This is a genomic window from Blautia coccoides, from assembly GCF_034355335.1.
Lineage (GTDB): Bacteria > Bacillota > Clostridia > Lachnospirales > Lachnospiraceae > Blautia > Blautia producta.
Genome location: NZ_CP136422.1, coordinates 780,003 through 803,627 on the forward strand (window position 1 = coordinate 780,003; position 23,625 = coordinate 803,627).

Annotated in this window: 21 protein-coding genes; all 21 read right to left on the reverse strand. The window is 41.6% G+C overall.

The window, feature by feature from the left end:
* Nucleotides 1–221: 221 nt before the first annotated feature.
* Nucleotides 222–782: a hypothetical protein gene (locus BLCOC_RS03455; protein ID WP_115624408.1), complete on the reverse strand. Its 561-nt coding sequence runs from the start codon at nt 780–782 to the stop codon at nt 222–224.
* Nucleotides 779–1,024 carry a hypothetical protein gene (locus tag BLCOC_RS03460; protein ID WP_115624409.1) on the reverse strand — a complete coding sequence of 82 codons (246 nt, stop codon included), beginning with the start codon at nt 1,022–1,024 and terminating at the stop codon, nt 779–781. Before BLCOC_RS03460 ends, BLCOC_RS03455 begins: the two co-directional genes overlap by 4 nt.
* A complete protein-coding gene (locus BLCOC_RS03465) occupies nt 1,021–1,257 on the reverse strand; it encodes a hypothetical protein (protein WP_115624410.1) in 237 nt (78 codons plus the stop codon). Before BLCOC_RS03465 ends, BLCOC_RS03460 begins: the two co-directional genes overlap by 4 nt.
* 12 nt (nt 1,258–1,269) lie before the next feature.
* Nucleotides 1,270–2,325 (reverse strand): SAM-dependent methyltransferase, encoded by a 1,056-nt coding sequence (locus tag BLCOC_RS03470; RefSeq protein ID WP_115624411.1) that lies wholly within the window; start codon nt 2,323–2,325, stop codon nt 1,270–1,272.
* 14 nt (nt 2,326–2,339) lie between these two features.
* Nucleotides 2,340–2,876 carry a helix-turn-helix transcriptional regulator gene (locus BLCOC_RS03475; protein ID WP_115624412.1) on the reverse strand — a complete coding sequence of 179 codons (537 nt, stop codon included), beginning with the start codon at nt 2,874–2,876 and terminating at the stop codon, nt 2,340–2,342.
* Between the two features lie 25 nt (nt 2,877–2,901).
* Nucleotides 2,902–3,426 (reverse strand): AbrB/MazE/SpoVT family DNA-binding domain-containing protein, encoded by a 525-nt coding sequence (locus BLCOC_RS03480; RefSeq protein ID WP_115624413.1) that lies wholly within the window; start codon nt 3,424–3,426, stop codon nt 2,902–2,904.
* Between the two features lie 65 nt (nt 3,427–3,491).
* Complete coding sequence (locus tag BLCOC_RS03485) at nt 3,492–4,169, reverse strand: hypothetical protein (protein WP_115624414.1); 678 nt, start codon at nt 4,167–4,169, stop codon at nt 3,492–3,494.
* 18 nt (nt 4,170–4,187) lie between these two features.
* On the reverse strand, nt 4,188–6,266 hold the full coding sequence (locus BLCOC_RS03490; RefSeq protein ID WP_115624415.1) for a vWA domain-containing protein: 2,079 nt from the start codon (nt 6,264–6,266) through the stop codon (nt 4,188–4,190).
* On the reverse strand, nt 6,263–6,523 hold the full coding sequence (locus BLCOC_RS27725; protein WP_115624416.1) for a helix-turn-helix transcriptional regulator: 261 nt from the start codon (nt 6,521–6,523) through the stop codon (nt 6,263–6,265). The genes BLCOC_RS03490 and BLCOC_RS27725 overlap by 4 nt, the downstream gene beginning before the upstream one ends.
* Before the next feature lie 12 nt (nt 6,524–6,535).
* Nucleotides 6,536–8,353 carry a P-loop NTPase family protein gene (locus BLCOC_RS03495; RefSeq protein ID WP_115624417.1) on the reverse strand — a complete coding sequence of 606 codons (1,818 nt, stop codon included), beginning with the start codon at nt 8,351–8,353 and terminating at the stop codon, nt 6,536–6,538.
* Between the two features lie 20 nt (nt 8,354–8,373).
* Nucleotides 8,374–9,132, reverse strand: coding sequence for a hypothetical protein (locus BLCOC_RS03500; protein ID WP_115624418.1), 759 nt, complete (start codon nt 9,130–9,132; stop codon nt 8,374–8,376).
* 85 nt (nt 9,133–9,217) lie between these two features.
* Nucleotides 9,218–9,874 (reverse strand): single-stranded DNA-binding protein, encoded by a 657-nt coding sequence (locus BLCOC_RS03505; RefSeq protein ID WP_115624419.1) that lies wholly within the window; start codon nt 9,872–9,874, stop codon nt 9,218–9,220.
* A gap of 229 nt (nt 9,875–10,103) precedes the next feature.
* Entirely contained in the window at nt 10,104–11,015 is a 912-nt protein-coding gene (locus BLCOC_RS03510) for a nucleotidyl transferase AbiEii/AbiGii toxin family protein (protein ID WP_115624420.1), read from the reverse strand.
* Nucleotides 11,002–11,637, reverse strand: a complete 636-nt coding sequence (locus tag BLCOC_RS03515; RefSeq protein WP_242999030.1) for a DUF6088 family protein — start codon at nt 11,635–11,637, stop codon at nt 11,002–11,004. Before BLCOC_RS03515 ends, BLCOC_RS03510 begins: the two co-directional genes overlap by 14 nt.
* 87 nt (nt 11,638–11,724) lie before the next feature.
* Nucleotides 11,725–12,969 (reverse strand): DNA polymerase Y family protein, encoded by a 1,245-nt coding sequence (locus tag BLCOC_RS03520; RefSeq protein WP_115624422.1) that lies wholly within the window; start codon nt 12,967–12,969, stop codon nt 11,725–11,727.
* Nucleotides 12,970–13,584: 615 nt separating this feature from the next.
* Nucleotides 13,585–14,274, reverse strand: coding sequence for a cell division protein (locus tag BLCOC_RS03525; protein WP_115624424.1), 690 nt, complete (start codon nt 14,272–14,274; stop codon nt 13,585–13,587).
* 20 nt (nt 14,275–14,294) lie between these two features.
* Nucleotides 14,295–14,873 carry a sigma-70 family RNA polymerase sigma factor gene (locus BLCOC_RS03530; protein WP_115624425.1) on the reverse strand — a complete coding sequence of 193 codons (579 nt, stop codon included), beginning with the start codon at nt 14,871–14,873 and terminating at the stop codon, nt 14,295–14,297.
* Between the two features lie 15 nt (nt 14,874–14,888).
* Nucleotides 14,889–15,302, reverse strand: a complete 414-nt coding sequence (locus BLCOC_RS03535; RefSeq protein WP_115624426.1) for a zinc-finger-containing protein — start codon at nt 15,300–15,302, stop codon at nt 14,889–14,891.
* Nucleotides 15,303–16,191: 889 nt separating this feature from the next.
* The gene (locus BLCOC_RS03540) at nt 16,192–19,845 is read right to left on the reverse strand and encodes a VaFE repeat-containing surface-anchored protein (protein WP_242999031.1); all 3,654 of its coding nucleotides are present in this window, start codon (nt 19,843–19,845) and stop codon (nt 16,192–16,194) included.
* Nucleotides 19,846–19,898: 53 nt separating this feature from the next.
* Entirely contained in the window at nt 19,899–23,045 is a 3,147-nt protein-coding gene (locus tag BLCOC_RS03545; protein WP_115624429.1) for a TraG/VirB4 family ATPase, read from the reverse strand.
* Complete coding sequence (locus BLCOC_RS03550) at nt 23,042–23,617, reverse strand: DUF5038 domain-containing protein (protein WP_115624430.1); 576 nt, start codon at nt 23,615–23,617, stop codon at nt 23,042–23,044. The genes BLCOC_RS03545 and BLCOC_RS03550 overlap by 4 nt, the downstream gene beginning before the upstream one ends.
* Nucleotides 23,618–23,625: the final 8 nt, after the last annotated feature.

Here is a 23,625-nt window from a genome sequence, read left to right on the forward strand (position 1 = left end):
GTATTAGTTAATCTTTTACAATATAAAAGACCGCCCAAATGGACGGTCCAAGGTCATTAGCGGTTTTGGGTCATAAATGAAATCAGAGAATCTGTAGTCTGATTCCATCTGTATAACGGATATGGTAGCGGTTTGCAAAATCCGTTTCAAATTTATTCTGTTTGCAAATCCCGTGTGCTTTTTGCACCTCAGTGTGTTTCAAAGCAATTTCTATTGGCTTCCTATTGCTCATATGATATACTATCATTTTCTTTTCCAACCAATGTTGATTTTGAGTAAATGAGCAGTTTTCCTTGTAAATCTATAGGGGAATCCGTCCAGGTGTCATTTTCATATATTCGCTGCGTCAGCGTATTATAGATGACTGGGTCTTTATCTAAATCAAATAGATCAACAACTAGACAGGTCTGTAGATTAATGTATGGCCAGAGTGCCAGTTCCACCAGGCGGCGTAACTCTAGTGCCAGATGATGGATAGTTTCCACGTCATAAGTTCTGGAGAGGCTCTTCCCCATTTCTTTCAACAGCCCGGAATCGGCTATCGCTTGGTTTATGGCAGAAACCTGTTTCTCCAGGGAAATATCAGGATTGAGGATAATTCCTTTTAGCACTACGTCCTTTGCAAATGCAGTAGCCGTTTGGCTGATTTTCAGCAGCAGCTCTTCATAAGCGTTCTTATACTGCGTCTTCAGGATGGCAGTCCCTACATATTCACGATTTTTCTTCAGAGTAGAGAGCAGTTTTTGCAAACTGCTCCCTAATTCATAAATATTTGATGTCAAGCGCACATCACCTCAGTATTTGCCTTAATAAAGTTTAATTGGTAAGTAGTGTTATATGTTTCAAACAGAATGCCGTCTGCTGAAACCGCCCAGATGCATTGGACAGGAGAAGTAGTGACAATCTGATTACCATAGCAAATCCATGCCCGGTCACCTAACTTTAAAGGCAGGGATAATGTACCCGTTATAATACGATGTTTCTTTTTTTTGCTCGTAATTGATATAAATTTTTGGTTATTCATTTCATGACTCCTTTCTCAATAAGTTGTACACATACATCTGGATACCGATCCAGTGCTTGATTACAGGAGAGCCCTGTAATCAAATAAGTGTTGTAGATGGGACAAGTGTTACTGCAGTGATAATAATGCTTTGAGGGGCAGAATGCATCACGCATAGCTGCCAGTTCTTCTGAAACATGTAAACCAAATACACGGTTTGAGAAAGCAATTAAGGATTCATTTGTTCTCTTCATTATAAGCTCCTTTTAAGCAACCACATAGTTTAAACAGTAACAGCCACGGGATACTAAAATATACTCCTCTGGGTGTTCGTATAAAGTTGCTCGGATCCGTTCTTGGAAATGCGCATTTCTCAGTGACTTTGGGTGATTTCTAAGTAACTGATACAAATCAGTAAGACTGGCGGTGCCGCCCACATTTTCCATAGTCATCCGGATTAAATGATGCCAGGTCAAAGACTCGATATCCACATTGCTTACAGAAAATTGGTTATCCACCTTCCAACTGAAGGGAATCGCAAGGGCATCTTGTTTGTGGTATATCAGCATATACTCCGTCACGATAGGTATGAAAGGTTTTCTATATGTCCGGTTATCAGAAACGCAGTTAAACTGCCCCTTTACTATAAAGGACTCAAAACTGCCCATCCGCATGATGTCATGCTGGATACTGTAAAAATTTCCTTTGGACCGTATATCACCAACTAATATTGCAAGGCGTCCGTCTTTCCTAAGCGCAAGGAATAATTTCCGGATACAAGAATTTAGCTTTTCCAGGAAGTCCTCATAGTTTTCACATCGGGATAAGTCGTCTGGATGAGGCTTTCCCCACATATTTCCGCTGTATTTGACAATGTCATGGTATGGTGGATGAAAGAAAATCAGATCTGCAGAGTCATCCACCTCATGTTTCAGTGCGTTCCAGTTTCCCCGACCTGCCGCAGGAGCAGGATTCAGATCATATAAAAGTGATCTTACATGATAGCGGTCTGCAACAGCTTTGGATGTGCCTGACCCGCTCATGGGATCCAGTAGCGTGAAGGAATTAATGTCTTTTCCATAATAGCGTTTATTTTCCAGAACATAGTTTAAGACGGAAGCAATAACCTCTGGGGAACAGTTGCCTCGCCAGTGGTTGTCGCCTCCTTCACCGCGTGTAGGAAACGCCATAAATGAAGTCAAATCTTTTCCAACACGTTTTCGTAGATCTGCAGTTCCGATTGTTTGTACAATGGATTGCCAATCTGAACCGAATTCCTGCTGTAAAAGCTGTATAGCCTTTTGGACAGCCTGATTATCCATATATACCTCCTCTTTTATATCAGTGCAATTTCCCGGAGCCTTTTACGCATATTATAAAAACAGTGGTTTACTACATAGGGAGTCATACTACATAATTTTGCGATTTCCCTGTATGTGTAGCCCTGTGCTTTTAAATGTACGATAGTTTTCTCCTTTGGTGATAAAAGAGCAAGCAGGTTGACAAGGAGTGTTTGATTATCCATTGTCTCTGCAATCATAGACATTCTGTCCGGAAGAAAAGTGTCCAACGAGTTTGATTCAAGATCCTCATGATACTCAGCCATATTTGCTCTTCGTTTTGAACGATTCTGATAAATGTACTCTTGAATCACACAGTCTTTCATTTTACGCCATGCGATTGTAGAAAATTTGAAACGTGACAATTCTGGTTTTTCCAGGTATTCCCGCACGGCTTTCAGGTAGCCAAAAATCACAACATCATAAAACTCAGATTCATCTAAGCGGTTTAATCGCAAAAATCTGTAAACCAGATTGTGATGCTCAGCTGCATATTCCTTTTGTTCCATTGTTAGTGCACTTAAATGTATCATATGTTTTCTCCTTATTCTTCAGATTTTAAATTAAACGATGGCTTAAAGTAGCAGCCACTAATTTAGCGCTTCCTAATTCCATAGCAGTCAGCACTTTTCTCTTGCGAGGAAAGAGAACCAGGGCTAAATTTGATAATCCTGAATCGGATCCCTTAATTGGGAATAAAGCGGCCATTGGTTCTTTGATCTGTGGAAATATATTTATATAGGAGTCTTCAGTGAGGATGATTTCTTCTCCTTTTCTCACATGTTCTGCCAGCAATTCCGGAATTGGGCAGCGAGTGGAAATACAAATACCTTTTACGCCAAGGATCATGCTGTCTGTACATACCAACGCTCCGCAGGGAACAACCTCGAAAAGAATATTGAGGAAAGCCTTAATTTCTTTATCATTTGGTTCAAAAGGGGAATATTTATAGAACTGGATGTTTTGCCCATCTATTTCTATCCCCAGTGGGTCTCCCGGATTAATATTCATTGTGCTTCGGATTTCCGAGGGAATAACAATTCGCCCATGGGAATCCACATGCCTTACGATTGCAGCTTTCATTTTTATCCTTCTTTCTGATACAAAAAGAAGCAGGGGACCCTGCTCCTTTCGTACACATTTATTTTTTACGCAGCATTTTGATTAAGTGCAGACTGCTCGTTTTGTATTTGTGTTGCCAGCCGCTGCTTTCCAGGCGAAATCAGATTCTGTGCAATAATATGTTCCCATTCATTAATATAAGAATCCACACGCTTCAGGAGGGAGAAAAGTCCCATGTCTGTCAGCATAATAGAAGCCGTTTTTTCAGGAACAAAAGAATTAGCCTGCAGGTAAGCACCGCCGGTCGAATTTGTAACACGTACACCTTTCCCGTTCACAATTTGGATACTCCAGGGATTATTCATCGGGCGGTTATTTGCATCAAAAGGTCTTCTGGCAATGGTGAATTTTCTTGCAATACTTAGCCCCTGTTCATCAGGTATGCCAAAAATTTTTGTGTCTGTCCAGAAATATTCCAGAAAACCCGCTGTTATTCTGGTTAACAGAAACTGGATTTGTTCTGGTGCCAGATTATACTGGGTAATGATATTTTGGGCGCCTGTACCATTGGAGTAATCTTGGATACTCACTGAAATTAATGAATGTACCTTCCGGTTATTTTCTGTATACTCACCTGCAGCATGCAGCTGAGCGTAATGTGTATCAGATGCATAACGCAGGCGGTCATAAAAAGCAATAAGGTTTTTGCCGGTTTGGAGTTTACAAATCTGGTCGGTATACCTTTCTTGGTAATTCTGAGTCATTCACGTATCCCTTCTTTCTCAAATAAGATATTGTTTTACAAGTTGTACCATGTTCTTTGGAAGGTCTTCTAAATTTGTAATATCCAAAAAATGATCACCATAAATCCGTTTGATATTATCTTTGTCATTACCTATAGCTGCAGCAAAAATAGTGATCCTCTTCCTGGCGTATTCCTGCTTGATGGCTCTAAGGTCTGCTTCAGCTTCCGTTCCGCTGTAGCCTGCATCAGCAGGCTGACCGTCAGAGGAGATAATAAGCAGTTTTTGCTCTGCAGGCTGTGTCAGTAACCGTTCTGCCACAAATCTAAGAGCAGCTCCATCTCGGTTGCCATTTCTTGCGCTCATGTCCATGATGCGGAAGCAATCCTGATTATCTAAGGAATCAAATTCAGCATAGGAATAGAGTGCGACACCACGCTCATTTGTGCTGTGCCCATAAATTGTAATGGGAACACCGAGGTTTTTACAGAAATCCTCAAGAACGATAGCGGTTTTACAGGTATGGGTAATTCGGTTGTATCCTGCCATGGAACCACTTTCGTCAGCCAGAAAGGCGACTGCCAGTTTCATCCGGTCAGTGGGCAGATGGGTTCTGCTGAACAGAGCGCCGTCGATTCGGTGATAAGCCCTCATATCCAACCGTTTTCCCATAAGCAGGTATTTTTGCTTGCCGCCTTCAGCTTCAGAACGCAGGATAGGTGCCACCGTTTTTTGGAGACGTTTAGATATCCGCAGAAGCTCTGGTGCTATGTGCTGGTAACCAGTTATCATATAGTCTGGTACATCAGTGATTCTGTTTATAGTCAGATGGATACCCTTATGGGCATTTCCATAGTGCAGCTTATCAGCTTCAGCCTGTAATTCGTCGGAGAGTTTTTGTTCGCTTTGTACGATGGCTTTTTTTTCAGCAACTTTATGCAGAATGGAAAAAAGGTCATCTGCAGCCTTTTTATATCCACTGCCGGCGTACTGTTGGTTATAGGTAATGCCAGGGTTTTTGCCATCTACAATAGAAGTAGTCTTGGCAAGCTGGATTCTTTCAGTTTCTTCTTGTAGCACTTCCTTGATTTCTTCTTTATCCTGTCGTATTTTTACTGGAGACAGAGCTTTGCCACCGGTGTTTTCATGAGCATTATTGCAGCATGTCTCAGGCAGCGGCAGACCATTTTGTATCTGGCTTTCAAGCGTATTCGCCAGACTACCGCTGGCAGAATTTTCGTCCTGATGCTTTAGAGCGTCTTCCATTTCCTCAACAAGAGGTTCGATATACTTCCACAAAATGACCAGGATATGATTGGTTGCCCTTAATCGCTCTTTTATGTCATCTTCATAAACAGAGAAGTCAACGTGAGTCGTACAGGCTTCCAAATCCTCCAGGTAAGGTCCGGTGTAATCCGTTATGTTGTTGACCGTACCGGCCCTGCAGTATTGAAGCAACAGATTACAAAGGACAGAAAAATCCTTGTATCCATCGTCCTGTTGCTTTTCAATAGGCGGCACCTGCTCACACATCCTTAAATTGTTTAGCTGGATTCCCCGTTTAAAGCTGCCGGGGAAGTCTGTGCACATCCGGTTCTCCACATATATATCTTCTAATATATTGTGGATGTACGCTGCGCATTGCGTGAGTGTTAAACAAACGGCCTTTTGCTTTTCTTCCATTGCCTCTGTGATTGCTGCCAGGTTTTTCTGATACTGCAGCTCGGTTATGGTGGGGGCATCTGGATAAAAAGTTCCATTTTGCAAAGAATTCAAATACATGTTTCTGGATACAAAATCAGTGTATAGAAGATGTCCAATTTCATGCCCATTAAGCCCTGTTAGGCTTTGGTCACGCAGAAACCGTGATGGAAAGCTTTGGGTAATCATGTTTGCAGCATTGATAAAAATTGAATTGTTGTCCGTATGCCCAATGTCTGCACTTTTTTCATCCCAGGCAATTAAGACAGACAATCCCCACTTATAACGTTTGGTAGCTGCTTCCGCAAGTGATGTTTGATGTGACTGATAGAGGGAGGACGTAAATAAGTCCTCATCTGATATACTGTCCTCAAGTTCACGTATTTGCTTTTGGAGCAGTCGGTAATTACTTCTCAAAAATTATCCCTCCTTTTTCTTTCTAAATCTTTTGTTAACAGGTCTTCGACTGTGCAATGGAAGTACGCTGCAATGACATAAGCAGCATGAGCATTGGGGAATGTCCGCCCAAGCTCATAGTTTCTAATACTGTACGGTGGAAGATTCAAAATTCTTGCTAAAGATTTTTGGGACATTCGGTTTGACATGGATTTTCGGAGATATCGGAGATTTCTCATGAAAAAATCCTGAGTGGTTATTTCTGTGATTTTTTGCATCGTATGCCTCCTTTAAGCCGCTAGAAAGGTATCTATACAATTCTGACGAATCTCTTCTCGGCTGTCTACATCAGCAGAAACAGAGGAGAGAACAGTAATATTTGCCGCTGCCTCAATGTCCTTGCATATCATATAAGACTGTACCCATGAGATTAATTCCCGTACTCCGCAGCAGCCGTCTGTAATCAGGTTCTGTCTGCAGTATTCCGATATGGATTTTACAATCCTGGCCATCGTCACAACAGCTGATTTGTCAGTACAACCGGTGATTCCCAGAACCCTGGCTACCAACGTATCCTCATCTGGCTCATCTATATCCATAATCAGGTTCATTCTTGAAATCACAGATTGGTTTATTCCTTTACATCCGGCATATTCAATATTTGTGGTAACAACAATAATTGTGTCCGGATGCCTTGTGATGATTTCACCGTTTGGCAGTGTCACACAGTTACAACGATCCAGAAGCGAGTTGAGTCCAACCAATACTCCGGGATTTGCAATAACTGTCGGTTCCTGGACCTCAACTACCCAGCCATTACGTATTGCTTCTACAAGAGGTGTATCAACATAACGGAAACTGGGCGAGTAGGAGAGTGCTGCTACAGGATCGCCTATATGATTCATATAGATTTCCCAGAGCATCTGTAGGATTTTATCCTCTGTCGCTGTTTCATCGTAGACACCGGTTAATCTCTCATAAACGGTGACCGGATCCAGTAAGAGTTCCTGGACGGTTGGATGGTATCTGAAATCCACCTTTGAACAATTTTCATCCCCCAAGTCCGGAAGAATCTGTCCAAGCAGATCCAATATCTCCGTGTTTGCTGAACAGGTAAAGCAGCAATAGGGCAGGTGAAGTCCTGCAGCTATTGCTTTGGCACCTTCTGTCTTTCCAGTACCGGAAGGACCACGTAATAAAAAATTACGCATGGGCTGTTGGCTCAATGTTGTTGCTTTAGCGTGTTCGCAAATTAATTTTATTTCTTCTGGGATGATGTACCAGTCTGCAATAGACGGCACCATTGACTCTTCAGAGGGGCTAAGAATCCGTGTTTCGGTAAGCGGATATTTGGCAATAAAATCTTCAGGCTTGATAATATATTGAGGTTTTATATGAGTTTTCGGAGTGAAAACCTGAAACCGCCCTGAGATAACATTGGTTGGGGCATAAGTTCCATTTTCCACATTCATTGTTTTCAAAGGGGATATGGCACCAGAGCCGCTAATTTCAGCCCGCAAAGCAATGCCGCTTGTCAGAGAATCTCCGTATCGGAGCCTGCGGTAAAGGTTATCACAAAATATAGCAGCGACTTCAGCAGCAGCACGCAGGTCTACGTACCCATTGAGACGGTGCACCTTTAGTTTCTGGTAATACTCATTACACTCTTCATCCTCTAAAGCAGTGGGGAGTAGCGCAAAGAATAAAGCAGCACCACTGTTTCCATCCTCCTTCAAAATATATTTATTTGGGGAGTTACTTTGATCTACAGGCTTATCATATCTTCCGGCAATAAACTTCCCGGTGAGACGGTTATAAACAACTGCGTGCAGTTCGCCCATACGGCTTGGATACTCTGCGACTGTATAATTGTTACTTTGGCTTCCGATAGCGCCTTCAGGTTCTGTACCGTTCAGCGGAGCCTCAATATCCATAAAAGCCAGGACAGCCCGCAGCATGGAAGCGTGCAGAGTGCATTGCTTTTTAAGTTGCGAACAATATTTTGAGGCAAGATTCGTGAATCTTGGTGAATCAGAATAATCCTGGAAGGGTTCCGGAAGTTTTCTTTTATTGAAAGTCCAATTGGAAATTAATTTAGATGCAGACATAACTCAATCCTCCTTTATTGTCACCAGTTGATTTCCAGTCCAAAGTCTGTTGCCGTGGCATTTAATTCGTCCTCGTTCAAAATAGAAGCGAGTATGGTCCAGTATGGTTTCGGAGGGAAATATTCAAAAATATCTTTTACGTCTTTTTGGTCACCTTTAGTAATATAAAGTTCTCCTTGGCTACTGATATATAGCTTCTGATAGCCTTTGGGGTATACGTCCTGAATAACTTTGTCTAAAAGTGGCTTTCCAATTAAGTCATACCAAGACTGGGGATCAATCGAATTTTCTGTATCTGCCATTGTTTGTTTTCCCAGGGTCTCGATCATCATCATCTGCATATGGAGCTGTCCATATTGATCTACGTACAGTTCGGCATGGTTGAAATTATTCGTGCCTTTTGTCACAATACGTAAAAGAGTTCCTTCAACGAAATCATGAACAGAGGGTGTTTGCTCCCAATCCCAGGTAGCTTCTGGATAAGCGGACTTCAGTTTCCCGGTAATCCGATGGCTTATTTGGCATAGGAGAAATGTTTCCATCTGTTCATCTGCAGTAATTGTGGAACGCTTAGGCTTTTTTAGCCTGATTTTTTTCTTTAGTCTTTTAAATGGCATTAAGCGGGGGAAGAACAGCACAATCGTTCCTAATACACCCACGATAATCAGGCATAGCATCCAATAGCGGTTTTGGGGAGCTGGTATAAAGATGGCTAATAAAAATAACAGTAAGATAACCAGCCGCAAAAATATCATTTCCTGACTTTTTTTTCTTTTCATAATGGAATCCTTTCTTTAAGAAAAAAAGAGGAACTGCTGAAAGTGTCTTTAGCAATTCCTCGACTTTGATTTTATTAGTAATTGATTATTTGAATGGAAGCTGTTGCGCTCCAGTGGGGTAATTTTCTGATACATTATTAAAATTACCTTGAGCCGGGGCAACAGGAGGCTGGGGTGGTTCCCCGTTATAATAACCTGTGTACCCAGGATTTGCCGGTGCCGCCTGTGTCTGATAATTCTGATAGGCGGAGTTTTGCTGTGGAGGAGCGCTGTAATTAGGTGCGGTGCCTTGCTGAGGAGTAGAACCGTTGTTAGGCGGAGCCATCCCTGGATTTGATGCGGGCATACCACCTGCATTATAATTGCCAGCAGGGGGATTGGCATTGGGTGCTGCCGGATTATTTTCTGTACGATTTGCAATTACAAACTGCCAGTCAGATACAGAAATTTTGGCATTTATGCCTGCCTGACCTTGTTTTTGACCTTTTTGGTAGATAAAAGACTGTAATTCCAGTGGGCCATAAATCCATAAGCAGGTTCCGCTTTTGACCTTTGCATTCAGAAGACGCTGTCCCTGAAACTTGTTGAAATAACAATTGTAAAAAATGGTTTCATTCTCTCCCTTTTGGTTCCTCTGGGTAACAGCAACATCTAACAAAACATATTCACTTCCTCCGTTTTGAGCTTGCTGCATGACGGGGTCCTTTGTTGGTCTCCCCATGATGTGAATGATTGATGACATACATTTCTCCTTTCTGCCGCTTTGGGCTATAAAAAATTGTGAAATAAAAAAAGTGCCATTATGAAACCGCATAATACGGCTAACATAATGACACTAATTTCCAAACTTAAACTTCGTGTGTCCCGGATGAATGGTCCGGACTCCCGCATTGGGGATAACACAAATCTTATATACAGGTACATAATAACACAAGATATTGATATAGTCAAATAAAAAACACAATATATAGTTAAAAGTATGATTTGTTGATAAAATCTTTCAGGCTGGTGCATACCTCATCATAAGAGACAGGTTGAAACAAAAGTCCTTTTGTAATGGTTTCATAATCCTCTTTATAAATTTCTCTTTCCAATATTTCAGTTAATAACTTCAGGATTTCTATCCCTTCTTTGGCAGAGGGGCAGTTTGGAAGAGGTTCCCGCAGCTGCCGTACCTCCTTTACCAACGCTGGAAAAGAATCTGCTAGAGAAACGGTCTGTAAAATCTTGTGTATATCATATAAATGCCGGGAATGTCTTGAAATTTGACCATCCAAATAGTAATCACAAATAGCAAATATTTTATCGATCAGTGTGCGTTCAATTTCTTGGGTGATAATGGGAAAGGGTAACAGCTGGTATTCTTCAGCTACGTTATGAAGACCTTCATTATCAAGAAATTTATGTAAATAGCTGTCAACTGGGCGCTGACAGGTGGGAAAGGGGAGCAGGGCAACATAGGTTTCGATTACCAGCTCCGGTTTTAAAACTGTCTGGATACCGAACTGGCTGGAATAGGCTGCTTTGTAGCAATTATAATTACGCCGGCTTCGTGTCTCCTCAAGATTGGATATACAAAAGCCAAGAGCCTCTATGGATTCTATAACCCCCTTCTTTAAACGGCGTTTCCTGCTCTCACCAGGGACACCGGATGAAGCAGTATAGGAAAGATCGATGTCTTCAGAAAATCGGTCGATTAGTTGATAACACTTGGAAAGTGAGGTGCCTCCTTTGAATACCATATCAGGAATACGGTTGGAGAGTTCACGCAAGACCAGCGTAACATAATAATCTTTTTCTATGATATAAGCTGGTATGTGAAAAACATCTGAAGCTCCGCCGATTAGTTCTTCAAAAGTTTCTTTATCCTCATGTAAAAGCATAGATAATCCTCCATTCTATAAGTTTTTTGGCAGTATAGCCAGTCATCGCTGGTACAACAGAGGATAAATCCTCTTGTGTAAAGCCGCTTCCACGGACATAATTTATCAAAATCTGGATGGTTTCTTTCTGAGACAACTCGGAATATTTTTCCGCTTGGTTCACAGCATCCAAAAATTGTAATACTGCAGCATTTTGCGGAGTTACAGTTATTGCTGGACGTTTGATCCGAACGGTCAGATTACCAATGGTGACTGTGCGGCCATTTGTAGATTCCTTATTGGTAACAATCTCAATAGTGGCAGGCATCTGCGTTGTAAGACCAAGCTGATTCGCAAAAATTGCCCCAGTAAAATAACCAAAGGTGTCTAAACTGTTTTGGATGTATTTTCGGGAAATTACTTTCTGGGGGTCCAAATAACTTTTTTTCAGTATTCTGGATTTTTTCGGAAAATAGTAGATACCTGTATCGTAGCGTACAAGCTGTCCATTCTTTACTAGACGAGTAATATATTGGCGCAGGGCATTGTCTGTCATTTTATCGAATTTCAATTCATTAACAAAAATAGGTTCATTGTAGCCATAGGTTTCCTTCAAATAATTTTCCAACATGATAGCATCCACTCCTTTCACCTCCATAATACAATATTTATATAAAGAATGTCAAATAATATTACATATTATGGACGGAAAAATTAGGATCTATACTATCTATTTTGCCTTCAGGAAAGATTCAGGGTAGATAATATGCTCTGCCACCGGATCCAAATTGGCAAGTAATGGGTCCAGGAGCATGATTCCACGCTGAATAGAGAAATGACCGAATCGGTTTCGGATAATATCAATAGTACGTTCTAAATCTTCCTGTTTTTGACGTTTGACTGCTTCATCTAAGAAGGATAGCTGGCAGTATTCCTGGGTGATTAAATTAATAGCACGGACACCTAAGCTTCGTATGGGTTTCGCTGGTTTGTTTTTTTGAAACAGGGAATAAGCTTTTGTAAAAATATCGTGTGCTGTACAGCTAGGAAGAGGCAGACGCCCCTGACGTTCAAAGGATAAGAGTGAATTATCACGTATTTGTATTTGGACGCCCCGACAGTAAAATCGTTCCTGACGCATACGTTCAGCAACGCTTTCGGACAAGATATATAAAATAATCTTGACATCATCATCTGTAATCAGATCACGGGGGGCTGTGGTACTATTACCTATGGTCTTAATCACACGGCGGGTACCTGCCTTGCTTACAGGAGACGAATCCATTCCATTAGCGAATGCCCAAATCATTAATCCATTTTTGCCTAAAATCTGTTCCAGAAAAGCTGGGTTACATTTTGCGAGGTCACCGATGGTGCTGATGCCATAGTTTAAGAGTTTTTTGTAAGTTGCGTGTCCTACATATAGGAGCAAATTGGCAGGCAGATGCCAGATTTTTTGGCGAAAATCATCTCCTATTATCGTAGTAGCATCTGGCTTTTTTAAATCACTTCCGAGTTTAGCAAAAACTTTATTGTAAGATACGCCTATGCTTACAGTCAGATTTAGTTCCTGTTTGATGCGCTCTCGAATTGTATTTGCTATCTGTTCGCCGCTGCCAAATAATCTATAGCTTTCGGAAACATCTAACCAACATTCATCTAATCCGAAGGATTCAATTTTGTCCGTGTAATCTTCATAGATTTCATGTGCCATTTGCGAATAGCGTATATAACGGTCATAGTGGGCTTCTGTAAAAATAATGTCCGGACATTTCTGCCTGGCCATCCACAAAGGATCCCCTGTTTTGATATTATAATGCTTCGCCTCATAATTCTTGGCGAGAATAATCCCATGTCTCGCTTCTGCATCGCCGACTACTGCCATGGGTTTTCCACGAAGGGCAGGGTTATACAGACATTCTACGGAAGCATAGAAATTATTCATATCAGAATGCAAAATGGTATTATGTGCCATGCCAGTACCTTACCTTTGACCAGTATTTTATAGTAGTATATGTGTTAATCAAAGGAATATAGATAAAAGACTTAAAAGCTTTATGATTTGAGAATGGCGCTGCTGCAAAGCAAAAGCAGCAGCGCCAGAAAATATAGTTTACTTCACAGGGATCGTGGAGGAAAGTTCCTCAATCCCCAAATAGTTTTGAAGCGATTGTGAGATGTCCTCTGTATTAGATGAGGTATGTGAGGGCAAGCGAAAATATAAGCGGTAACGATGTCCTATGAGTAATTTTACACGCTTATCTAACATAAATTGGTGTTCACATTCATTTTTATCCTTGAAGGTGACTTGTTGAGTTTTTTTTAGTAAGGAATAATTTCTTTTTATACAGAGACCCTCCAAGGTTTGATAAGAATTGGTGCGGATGAGGCGGTAAAGGAGAAAACATCGGAGAAAGCAGCAGATTCCTATGATTACACTCATATATAATAAAAGCTTATCATGAAAATGCAGCCCAAAGGCTCCTCCCAATATGATGCAAAAAACCCCGATTGCCCATTGGACAATCAGCTTTGACAATAATAATCCTGACATGAAAACTCCTTTCTGGTTCAAGTGTGATATAGTTTGTTATTTGTGCTGGAATAGAATTTGTCGGTTTAAATATAGATTTCCAATTGCTTGTAATACTGGCAGCTGCAAATGGTGAATTTGGGCATCTTCAGCCAACGTCCGGTAAGTGACACTTTCATTATTATAAAGCTCATCCAATGCATCTAAAAGTTTTCCCGGTTTATGAATCTTGTTATCAAAGCAGGAGAGCAGTTCTGCAGTTGATAGTGGTACTCGTGCTGACAATTTGAGAACCATTTTTTCAAGTGGAGGAATCGCTCTCTTGTGAAAGCATCGAGGAAGGGCGGTGAGCGGCAGTTTGCCTGTAAAGGATAATTTTAGACTTGTGAACAGGCGGATTATGCAGCTATCCTTTACAGGGTGGATATATAATTCTCCGAGAAGCTGATACAATGCATCAATACCGGTTAGCCCCGTTCCTTTAACAATTAATCCGCGGAGAAGCAGTCGATTCAAACTGCCTGCAAATGTCTGTGCATCCGGATGTTTCATACCTGACCTATACTTAGCATATAGTTGTTCCAGCTCATGTGCATGCAGAATCTGGAAGGCGAGACAGCTCCAAATGGTAAGCTCATGTTCGGACAGCCGGTATTCCTGCCCATTATTTATAATGGCTGGTGTAGGAATACCTTCTGCAGTTTTTGTCATTTTTAAATATCCTACGGTTGTGTATAATGTCAACATATCGTTCTCTCCTCACTTATTCAATTTAACAGGGCGTAAAGTTGTTTGTCACAACGCAGCTTGGCGGCAGCTTTACTCTTCCATGCACGTATGTGATTAGCAGGTACACCGAAATGCTGTGCAATATCTGTACTGTTATATCCTTTTGCGGTCAACAATAAAGTGGCAATTCCTTTACTCATGATTCCAGTATTCTGCTTTTCCAGCATCATCAAATAGGCATCTGTCTCTGCTTCGCATATTTCAGATTCCGGGTTTCCTGTGCCTGAACGCAGTAAAGTTTCAAATGAGATTTCGTCTGTATCTGTCAAGGTTTCGGACAAGGAACAGGTTCGTTGGTGATAGCGCATTGCCAAACGATATTGATCCAGTAAAGCATTGCGTATGACTGTTTTTGCATATGGTTCAAATGGACGCCCATCGTCAAAACGCATCGCTGCTTTACATAGTGCTAGGCACCCTACTTGATAAAGTTCATCCGCATTCATCTCTGGCATAGATGAATTGCTTATAGACAATCCACGTATGACTTTAGTTACCAAGTGCAGATTCTTTTCGACAAGAGCTTGCCAAGTTGTAGGCACATACTCTGTTTTCATTTGCCACACCACCTTTCATCCTATTGCAGCGTGGAGCAGTTTGCGGTTATTCTTTAATACTTTTTTCGATTCCTGAATGAGCTGGTTACAACGGTATATGTCAAAGTTACCGATGTGCATCTCCTCCATAGGTATCCCCAGTTTATCGGATGCCCAGGAATAAGCTTGGTTACGGGAAAAAATACCATTTAACCAAATCTGATCGAAAACCTGGTGTGCCTGTATACGTTTTTGACGCAGGCTTTTATTAGCTAAAGTTCCATTTGGGCGTATTGTGCCGGGTTTTACGCCTACATGGGCATCACATGTGGGATACCTGGAACAGACATAAACCTTACCCTGCCTTGCCCCAGGACCGTAAACATAGGAAGAATCTTTTAATATAGCTGCACTGCCACAGTAGGGACAGCGGATGGATTTGCTTTTCAATATTCGTCACCTCTTTCTTAATATCTGCTGTACGTATTGGTTTACGTATTTTCTACTTACATTTTAAATAGTAAGACAGCGGCTGCACAGAGATTGAGGCGTAAAACCAATGCAGGATAAGTACCAAATCCTTTAAAATGTAAATTTTAGTATTCAGGATAAAAAATAGCCTTAATCAATGGAAACAGTATGCTGTCTGAAAAACGGCTGTAATTAATTCCTGTAAAAATGAACTTATCCAGGAAGTAACGAGTCATAAATAAAATAACCAAAGCTATACAAAAGCGGTAAATCAGTCGGTGTTTACGGGGATTTAACCGCCGGGGAAAAAGTTGCATGCCAGAATAAATGCCATAGGCAGAAATATGAAATTTTTTAGTATCCAATCGATTATCAAAATTATTTTAATGAACATAGTTGACACCTCCTCATAGTATTCATTACGCCTTAATGCGGAAATGCGCAACTTACCAGTCGTAACATGCGTCTATTTCCTGCTTCAACAGTTGCTTTATTGGGCAGCAGCTTTCTCCTTTTTTGATAGGTTCGAATAAATTTTTGTACATTAACAAAAAATCCCTCAATGTAATATGGAGAAGACATTCATCTGCTTCCGGGACACGTGCAAAGAGAAAATGTGCGGCGCTCATGGGAAAAATGCAAGGTCTTCCTTCAGCGTCCGGAAGAAAAAGAAAATCTGCAGCTTCACAGGGATGCGCATAGGAACAGCATTGACAGTTCACATAAATACAGGCATGCCAATTCCCCTCACAGAGGGATAAAAAGCGATATGTGTGTTTGGCGTCTACTTTTATATGAGAATCCTGCATGATATTTCACCTCAAAAACGGTCCGGATACAGATCCGGACCGCATAGAAAAATTTTACGTTATGATTTGTTTCTGCGTTTCTTATAAAACAGATAACCACCAGCTGAGATGAGAGCAAGGGAAGCAAAAGCCAGTATCAGGTAGAAAATAAAAGGAGTTTCGTCACCCGTTTTTACTGGGCTTGATTTTGTTGTATTTTCTGATGGGGGTTCTGGTGGTGGCTCTTTGGGGAGTTCAGTAACTTTTACGGTTTGTCCCTTATCGTTTATATCCTCATGAGTGGCAATTAAGACTTCCGTTTTCCCATGAACGTAGAGAAGCTGTTCAAAGACGACAACTTCGTGTCCTGCAAGTGTCCTGGAGTCGAATGTAAAGCTCAATTCTACATTGCCGTCCGGCTTTTTGGGGATGAACTCTGTCTCAGACGTCACCTGCTTATTGTCGATCAGTAATGCCTTCCCGGTTTTTTTATCCATCAGGATACCTTTTATGCGGTAAGTATGTTTGCCGTCACTTATAAGATTTTTATAACTCACAGTATCCACAATAGTAACTTTTGTGTTTGTCGCCACTTCTTGATCACCATCTTCTCTATCCTTAGCAGAAGTCCTGATTTCCGGGAAGTAGATGGTCTGAGATTCATCCGTGATATCTGCATGGACAGCGACCTCTTTCTTATTTACAGTGAGAGTCTCAAAAGCTACGATTGTTTTACCTTTTAGTTCACTACCGTCAAAGGTAAAGGTCAGCTCTATGCTGCCGGATGGTTCTTCGGGGATAAACTCTGCTTCGGCAGTAACCTGTTTGCCATTCACTTCCAAAACTTTTTTAGTTTCTTTATCCATCAAAACACCTGACAGATGATAGGTTCTGCCATCAGCAATCAGATTTTTGTATTCGACCATGTCTACAAGTGTTACTTCTTTATCTGCAGCAGCGTGATGGCTGTCGGTCTCTTTATCTGAGGCAGTAGTTGCAAGCTCCGGGAAAAGAATGGTCTGCCCGATATCCTCAAAATCTGCATGGGCTGCGACTTCCTTGTCCTTGTAAGTGACAGATTCAAATACAACAACAGTTTTCCCACGCAGTTTGGAACCGATAAAGGTGAATGGGATGTCTACGGATCCAGAAGACTTTTTGGGCGTGAATTCCAATGTGGAGGTTATCGGCTTTCCATCTGCTTCTACCGGTTTCCCAGTTTCCTTATCCATTAAAGTTCCGGTTACATGAAATGTCTCTCCAGGAACTAAATTTTTGTAAGTCATGGTGTCTATCAGGGTTACTTCCTCATCTGCGCAGGAAAGATTGCTGTCAGTATCTGCATCTTTGGCAGAGGTACTCACTTCTGGAAAGTAGACGGTCTGATCCTCGTCAGTAATATCCGCATGGACTGCAAGTTTTAAATCTTCCTGATATAGCTCCTCAAATACAACCACTGTCTTGCCTTTTAAGGATGTGGCATCGAAAGTGAATTTTACTTTTACAGAGCCAGTAGATTTTTTTGCTTGAAAGGTAGTTTCTGCGGTCACTGGTTTTCCATCAATTTGGATTGGTTTTCCTGTTTCCTTATCCATGAGCGTACCTACCAATTTATATTCCTGCCCTTTTTTTAGCCCTTCAAATTCTACAGTATCCACTAACGTAATGGATTTTTCTGGTTTTGCCATGTGAGAACCGCTTTCGTCATCCACTGCAGTGGTAGCGATGGTAATCTGGTCATCCGTCAGAGTCCCTAAGTCAACGGTAACCTTGTCCTTATAGACAGTTGCCTCGAACTTTAGGAGGTTCATACCCTCATTTACCTTGCATTTCTGTTCTTCTATGATATAGGTATCATAAATAAGGGCGCCTTTGGAATCATCCGGCGCAGAGCTGCCAAACCAGATTCCGTCTTCTGAAGTCTCGCCCCGATTGGTGTTTGCTGTATGTTTATTCCACTCTGCGGATGTGCTGGCATAGCCATTTTTGTCCGTTACCAGTGTATGGCTTTCACCGGTTGTTTTTGATGTGATGGAAAATGGAACATTGGCCAGGCGGTTTAAGTCTCCGTCGGACACTTTGACAAATTCCAAATCACCCCGTATGACCTGATTGAGGATGGAATTGTCCTCAGAAGTCAGTTCCACGATTTTACCGTCTTCCACAATATCAAACTCAATGGATATTTTTCCGGTATTTAAGTATCCTTCAGGCGGTGCTATCTCATCAATACGGTAATGCCCAAAGGGGAGAGCATCTTTTTTCGTAGAGGCAATTCCTGCGGCATTAGCTTTGAGGGTCATCACTACCTGGTTGGGTGCATAGGACTTCCCATTCACTAGAACCGGATTATTGTTTAGCGTGGTTATAGTAAATTCCGCATGTTCCAGGGATGTCCCACCCTGAGCCTCCGCTTTTTTTGTTTCCCAATCTCTTTTTTGTATCTTAACACCGCCCCGGAGGAGTTGTTCTTCAGCAATTATCACGTTGTATACAGAGATGGTTTCTTTCTTTCCATCGCCAACAATCTTTTGGACGAATACAGTATCATTGATTTTATATCCGCTGGGGGCTTTAGTCTCCTGGGCAGTAACAGTACCAATAGGGAAGCAGGCGGCTTTTCCATCATTATCGTAGTAGAACTCGTCACCAGAAACCAGATATTCCTTCGTAAAATGGATTTCTCCTTTGGCATCTGTTTTTAAAACCCAGGTACGTTTTGGTTTTTTTCCGCTGAGTGCAGGATCTGTATCAGATAATTCTTCATAAAACTTGAATGTAAATTCTGCATCTTTTAGAGTACCAGTCCCTTGGGGGAGATTTGTGCCAGTTTCTGCGTCCAGTTTTTGTAAAAGTAAGTCAACTGGGTTATTGGTCGGATTTTCTGGGACTTTCACGGTCTGAGTTTCTTCTGCGGTAACGGACACTTTATATTCCCGAGTGTCAATGGCGAAGCCAACGGGAGATTCCAGCTCTTTTAAAGTGTAATTTCCTTCTTCAAGTTCTCCGGATTTTGCATAACCTTTTTCATCAGTTACTAAAGTTTCCACAAGCTTATCTTTTTTGTAGATACCATATTTGGCTCCCTTTAAGCTGTAATTTTCATTATCTTTGGAAACGGCATCATTGGAAGAAGACTTGCGTATTTCCAGAAATCCATTGGGGCGTTCGTACCAGCTTCCCGCTATCGTTTGGCTGCCATAGCCTATTACAATAAAAGCTTTAAAAGATTTCGGGGGCGCTGGCAGTGATTCGATAGCGCTGGTGACAGCGATTGCCTTATCGATGAAGCTCTGTGGTGCGCCATAGAAGGCGCCGCTGTTTGCATCTTTGCCAGCATATAAATACGCAACGACCAAATGACCAATCACATAGGCGTTATCGGTGCTCCAGTCATCCAAGTGTTGCTTTTTGATATTAGCGTCATAACCATATCCGCCAGGCAAATAATATAGTGCCTGGCGCACTATAGAATTTTTAGGAAGATAATCGTATTCGTATTCTCCGGGAGCAGGTGTGCTTTTCATTGGCTCTAAGCAATAAGCTGTGTTATCTCCATCAAAGCTCATATGTGTGGTAAAGTAATCCCCATAAGGGATGGTAGGACCTGAATTAAAAGTCAAGGTTCCATCGGCTGCCTGAACCGGAATGCTGGCAAACGGTGACAAGGCTAAAAGGATAGCCATGAGATATGCGATTATCCTTGTATTATATCTTTTTGTTTCATTAATCATAAACATCCTCCTAAAGTTTGAAAAAATAAAAGACAGCGAAAGGTGCTGTCCTGTTAACTTGCATATTGTTTTTGTCGTTCAATAATTTTAAGAAGCTCCTGGCGGTCTGTCGTAATCAACTCTTTTTCTAGGGTGGAAGCTTTAAACTCAACGGTAATATTGTTGTTATTAGTTGATATGAGTCCATTTCCTCTTTGGAAATGGGTAATGTTCATTACTTCAGTTTCTGACAGATGCAGGATGGATTGTACACGTTGCGCCTCTTCGTCTTCCATATTGAGTACAATTTTTGTTTTGCAGTTGTTGATAATACCCTTTCCGTACTTGCCGTCATCCAGAGCAAAAAAGTCATTCAAGTCCTGTGTTGCAAAGATACCTGCTCCGGAGTAGGCTCTTATGATTTTAGCAATTTCCAAAACAAACTCTGCGGCAAGCCGGTTGCTGGAGGTGCCAATTAGCTGCCAGACTTCATCTACAAAAATCGCTTTCTCTGCAGTCCGGTTTTCCTTCGCTTTATCCCAAACATAATCAAGAGCCACAAACATTCCGACTGTAAGCAGATCACTGGATCCGGTTAATTCGGAAATATCTAATATCGTGTATTTATTGGTCAGATCCACATTGGTTTGCTGGTTAAAAGAAGATGCAGAGCCATGAACCAGTCGGTTCAAAATATGGGCAAGGCGTTTCGTGTCTTCACTTTTTATCAGAATGTTATATACATCCTCCAGAATTGGCATTTCTTTGTATTGCTCCGGATTGTCGGGGTCTAACAGGGTTTCGTTTTTATGTGATATGCCTTTTTGAGCATAAGTCTTTATCAGTGCTTCATCTAATAGCTGCTTCTCTTCATGGCTCATATCAGGTATGAGCAAAGAGAAGAAAATATGGAGCTTTTGGATTTTTGCAGCCAAAGCTGAAGCATCCATGGTTGGTCCGTCCAACAGCTCATTCACGGAGTTGTCCACTTTCCGGATTTCCATGATATTGATACAGTTGCGGGAGGCGGGGGATATCTGGATAAATTCACCGCCTACATTTTGGCATGCCCTGTAGAACTCATGCCCCTTTAACGGCGCAATAATGAAAACCTGTATCCCTTTTCTGCGCATACGTAGTGCCATGGTCTGCATGGTAAACGTCTTGCCAGCTCCAGAGCACCCCAAGATACAGATATTACTGTTCTTGTATTGCTTGCTGTCAAAGATGTCTGCAATCACCAGCGAATTGTTGTGTTTGTTGACACCGAATAGAATTCCATTGTCATCACAGACAGAATAGCTGACAAAAGGGTAGCAGCTGGCAGCAGCTGAAGTCAGGACATTTCTTTTGGAAAGTTCAAACAGTTTTTTGTCCAGATTTGCCAGAGGTAAAGTGGATAAAAAGCCACGTTCCTGTAAAAAGTAGCAGGATTGCAGGTCCATATCCTGGGAGAGCAGTAGTTTTTTCATTTCCTGAATGCGCCACTGCAGTTCCTCCAGATGGGAAGCAGTAATGGTGATTAGGATATTAATGTAATAAAAGTCTTCGTTGTTTGCTAATCCCTGTTTTAAAAAATATCCTGCTCGTATAGCGGAATCCAAATCATCAAAATCTGAGTTTGTGTCGGAAGCATCCTTGATTTTCGAGCGGTTAATCCGGATTTGCTGTCCCAGTTGCTGCTGTATTTTATCCTTGGCCTGTTTATGCAGGTAAAAATCAATATCTATGCCTTCGCCGGCGTTGATCAGCAGTGACAACCAGCCAGGGACTGCCTTGTTTTTATAGCCGTTAGAAGGAACCAGCAGATATGCGTAATATATGCCATTAATGATTACATAATTAGGATGCTTGAAATCTACACTTTCTGGGGCAATAAATTCATTCATCCGGATGTGGTTCACTTCCTCTATCCGGTTCTGTGCTGCATACTGGCTGAGGACTTCATTAATACGCTTAGGTAACGGCTTTTCTGCACAGATGGTGCGGTTCAGGAGTGTGTACAGAACCTCGGTTGTAAATTCATCTTCATTATCATGAGTATTCACCTCATTACCACACTGATAAAGAAAGGTCTTTGCTGTCTGGGCAGCCGTTTCTAAAGCAGTTAGAATCTCTTTTTCTTCTACTTTCCGGTTGGCATTAAAAGGTTCATATTCAAAAATTAAAAAGAACCTTCGGGATACCGCTTCCTTGGAACTCAGTTTTTTCACAAAGCGGATATAGTCTTCTTGTAGAATACGGCAATGGGGGTCAGTCTCACGGGAAAGCTCCAGTGCTGACTGTTCCAGATGCTTGTTGATATCCGCCTTTTTAGATATCATCTTAATCTGCAGCTTAACAGGGCTGATTTTCAGATAGGAGATGAAGCTATAAATGATTCCTTGTTGTTCCCTGGCACTGCGCAGGAGAAAATTGATAGGCTCAACTTCCAGAATTTTAATATATCGGTGATCTGTGGTGTATACGATCCCATTTGAAATTTTCTCAATTGGCAGATAATCTTCTAAAACCATCCGGCGTTTCTTTTTGCATGGCTTGGATACCGGAGGGGTATTTTGGGAAGGCGGATTTTTAAGACGGGCAGTTTTTAATGCTTCCTTTTCTTTGCACCTCGCTTTCTTTTGGGCTTGCCGGTATTTTTGCTTTTCCTTCTTTGCCTGAGCTTTTTCCCATTTTTTTTCATATTTTAGAAATCGTATATCCTCTTTTGCCTGCAGGCGGATTCCCTGTTTTGTGGAAGTATCAAATTGTCTGCGCTCTTTTTTTTTAATCTGTTTCTCAGGAAGCCTATCAGGGTCAATCCCTTGAGCGGTTTTCTCCTTCTGTGGTTCCTTAGGCTGATGCTTTTTTCCCCGTGCCTTATGTTCCTTATTCCGGGGACGCCATTTATGGTTTTTATCCGGGGGGAGCATATCGGAACGGAAAAGGATTCTCCGGTTACACAAAAAGCGCAGGGCGTTGATGAAAAAGGCAGTCAGGCTTTCTCCGGCAACGCCAATGAGGGCTAACATGGAAGCTGGCAGTGCAGTCATACATAAAAGTATAATTTTGGCTGACAGTCCAGCAGGAACAAAAGAGCAAATGGGGATACCGATACCAAGAGCCAGAACCAGTGCTTCAAGGAAATTTCTTATTTTGAAAGTTCCGCCAAAGATCGTTCCGCGTTCAATGAAATTACGGGGAAACAAAATAACCTGGTGTTCTTCTGGATTATTCATGGGAGTACCTCCTCGTTAGCTTTGGTTTCTGTTCCCGCCTGGAATGGAACATCAGCATATCCGCCTTCCTTACGACTCTCAATGTCTTCGGTGGTAACTTTCGGAAGGGCGTCATCTGTGGGTTTGGCATAGGTAATCGTATCTGTTTGAACAGTCACCTGTTCCTTGCCAAAAGAAAAAGCGCCACTTGGTGCGCTATAATAAACAGTGAGGATATCCTCTTTCGTTAATTGAAAATAAAAACAGGTTGTATTTTTGTCCGGATAATAGGTTTCCTCTGGCATAAATGTTACAGTTAGGTTTCCTTCATAACCTGCCTGCTTTAGATACTCCGGAAATTGTTCTTGCAGAGAGTCAATCTGGACTGATGCCAGAAAACTGTCAAACTTTTCAAAATCCTGAAAGGTTACCTTCAGGGAAGGTTTTTCCGGAAAGGACTCGGAACTTTTTTCAGGGGACGTGTCCTTTTTAAGACCATCTTTATCCATTCTCCAGATTGTGGGGAGGATGATACTCACTGTTATTAAAAGGATAAATAAAAAAATAGAAAGAAAAACTTTTTTTCTGCTCATAATATCTC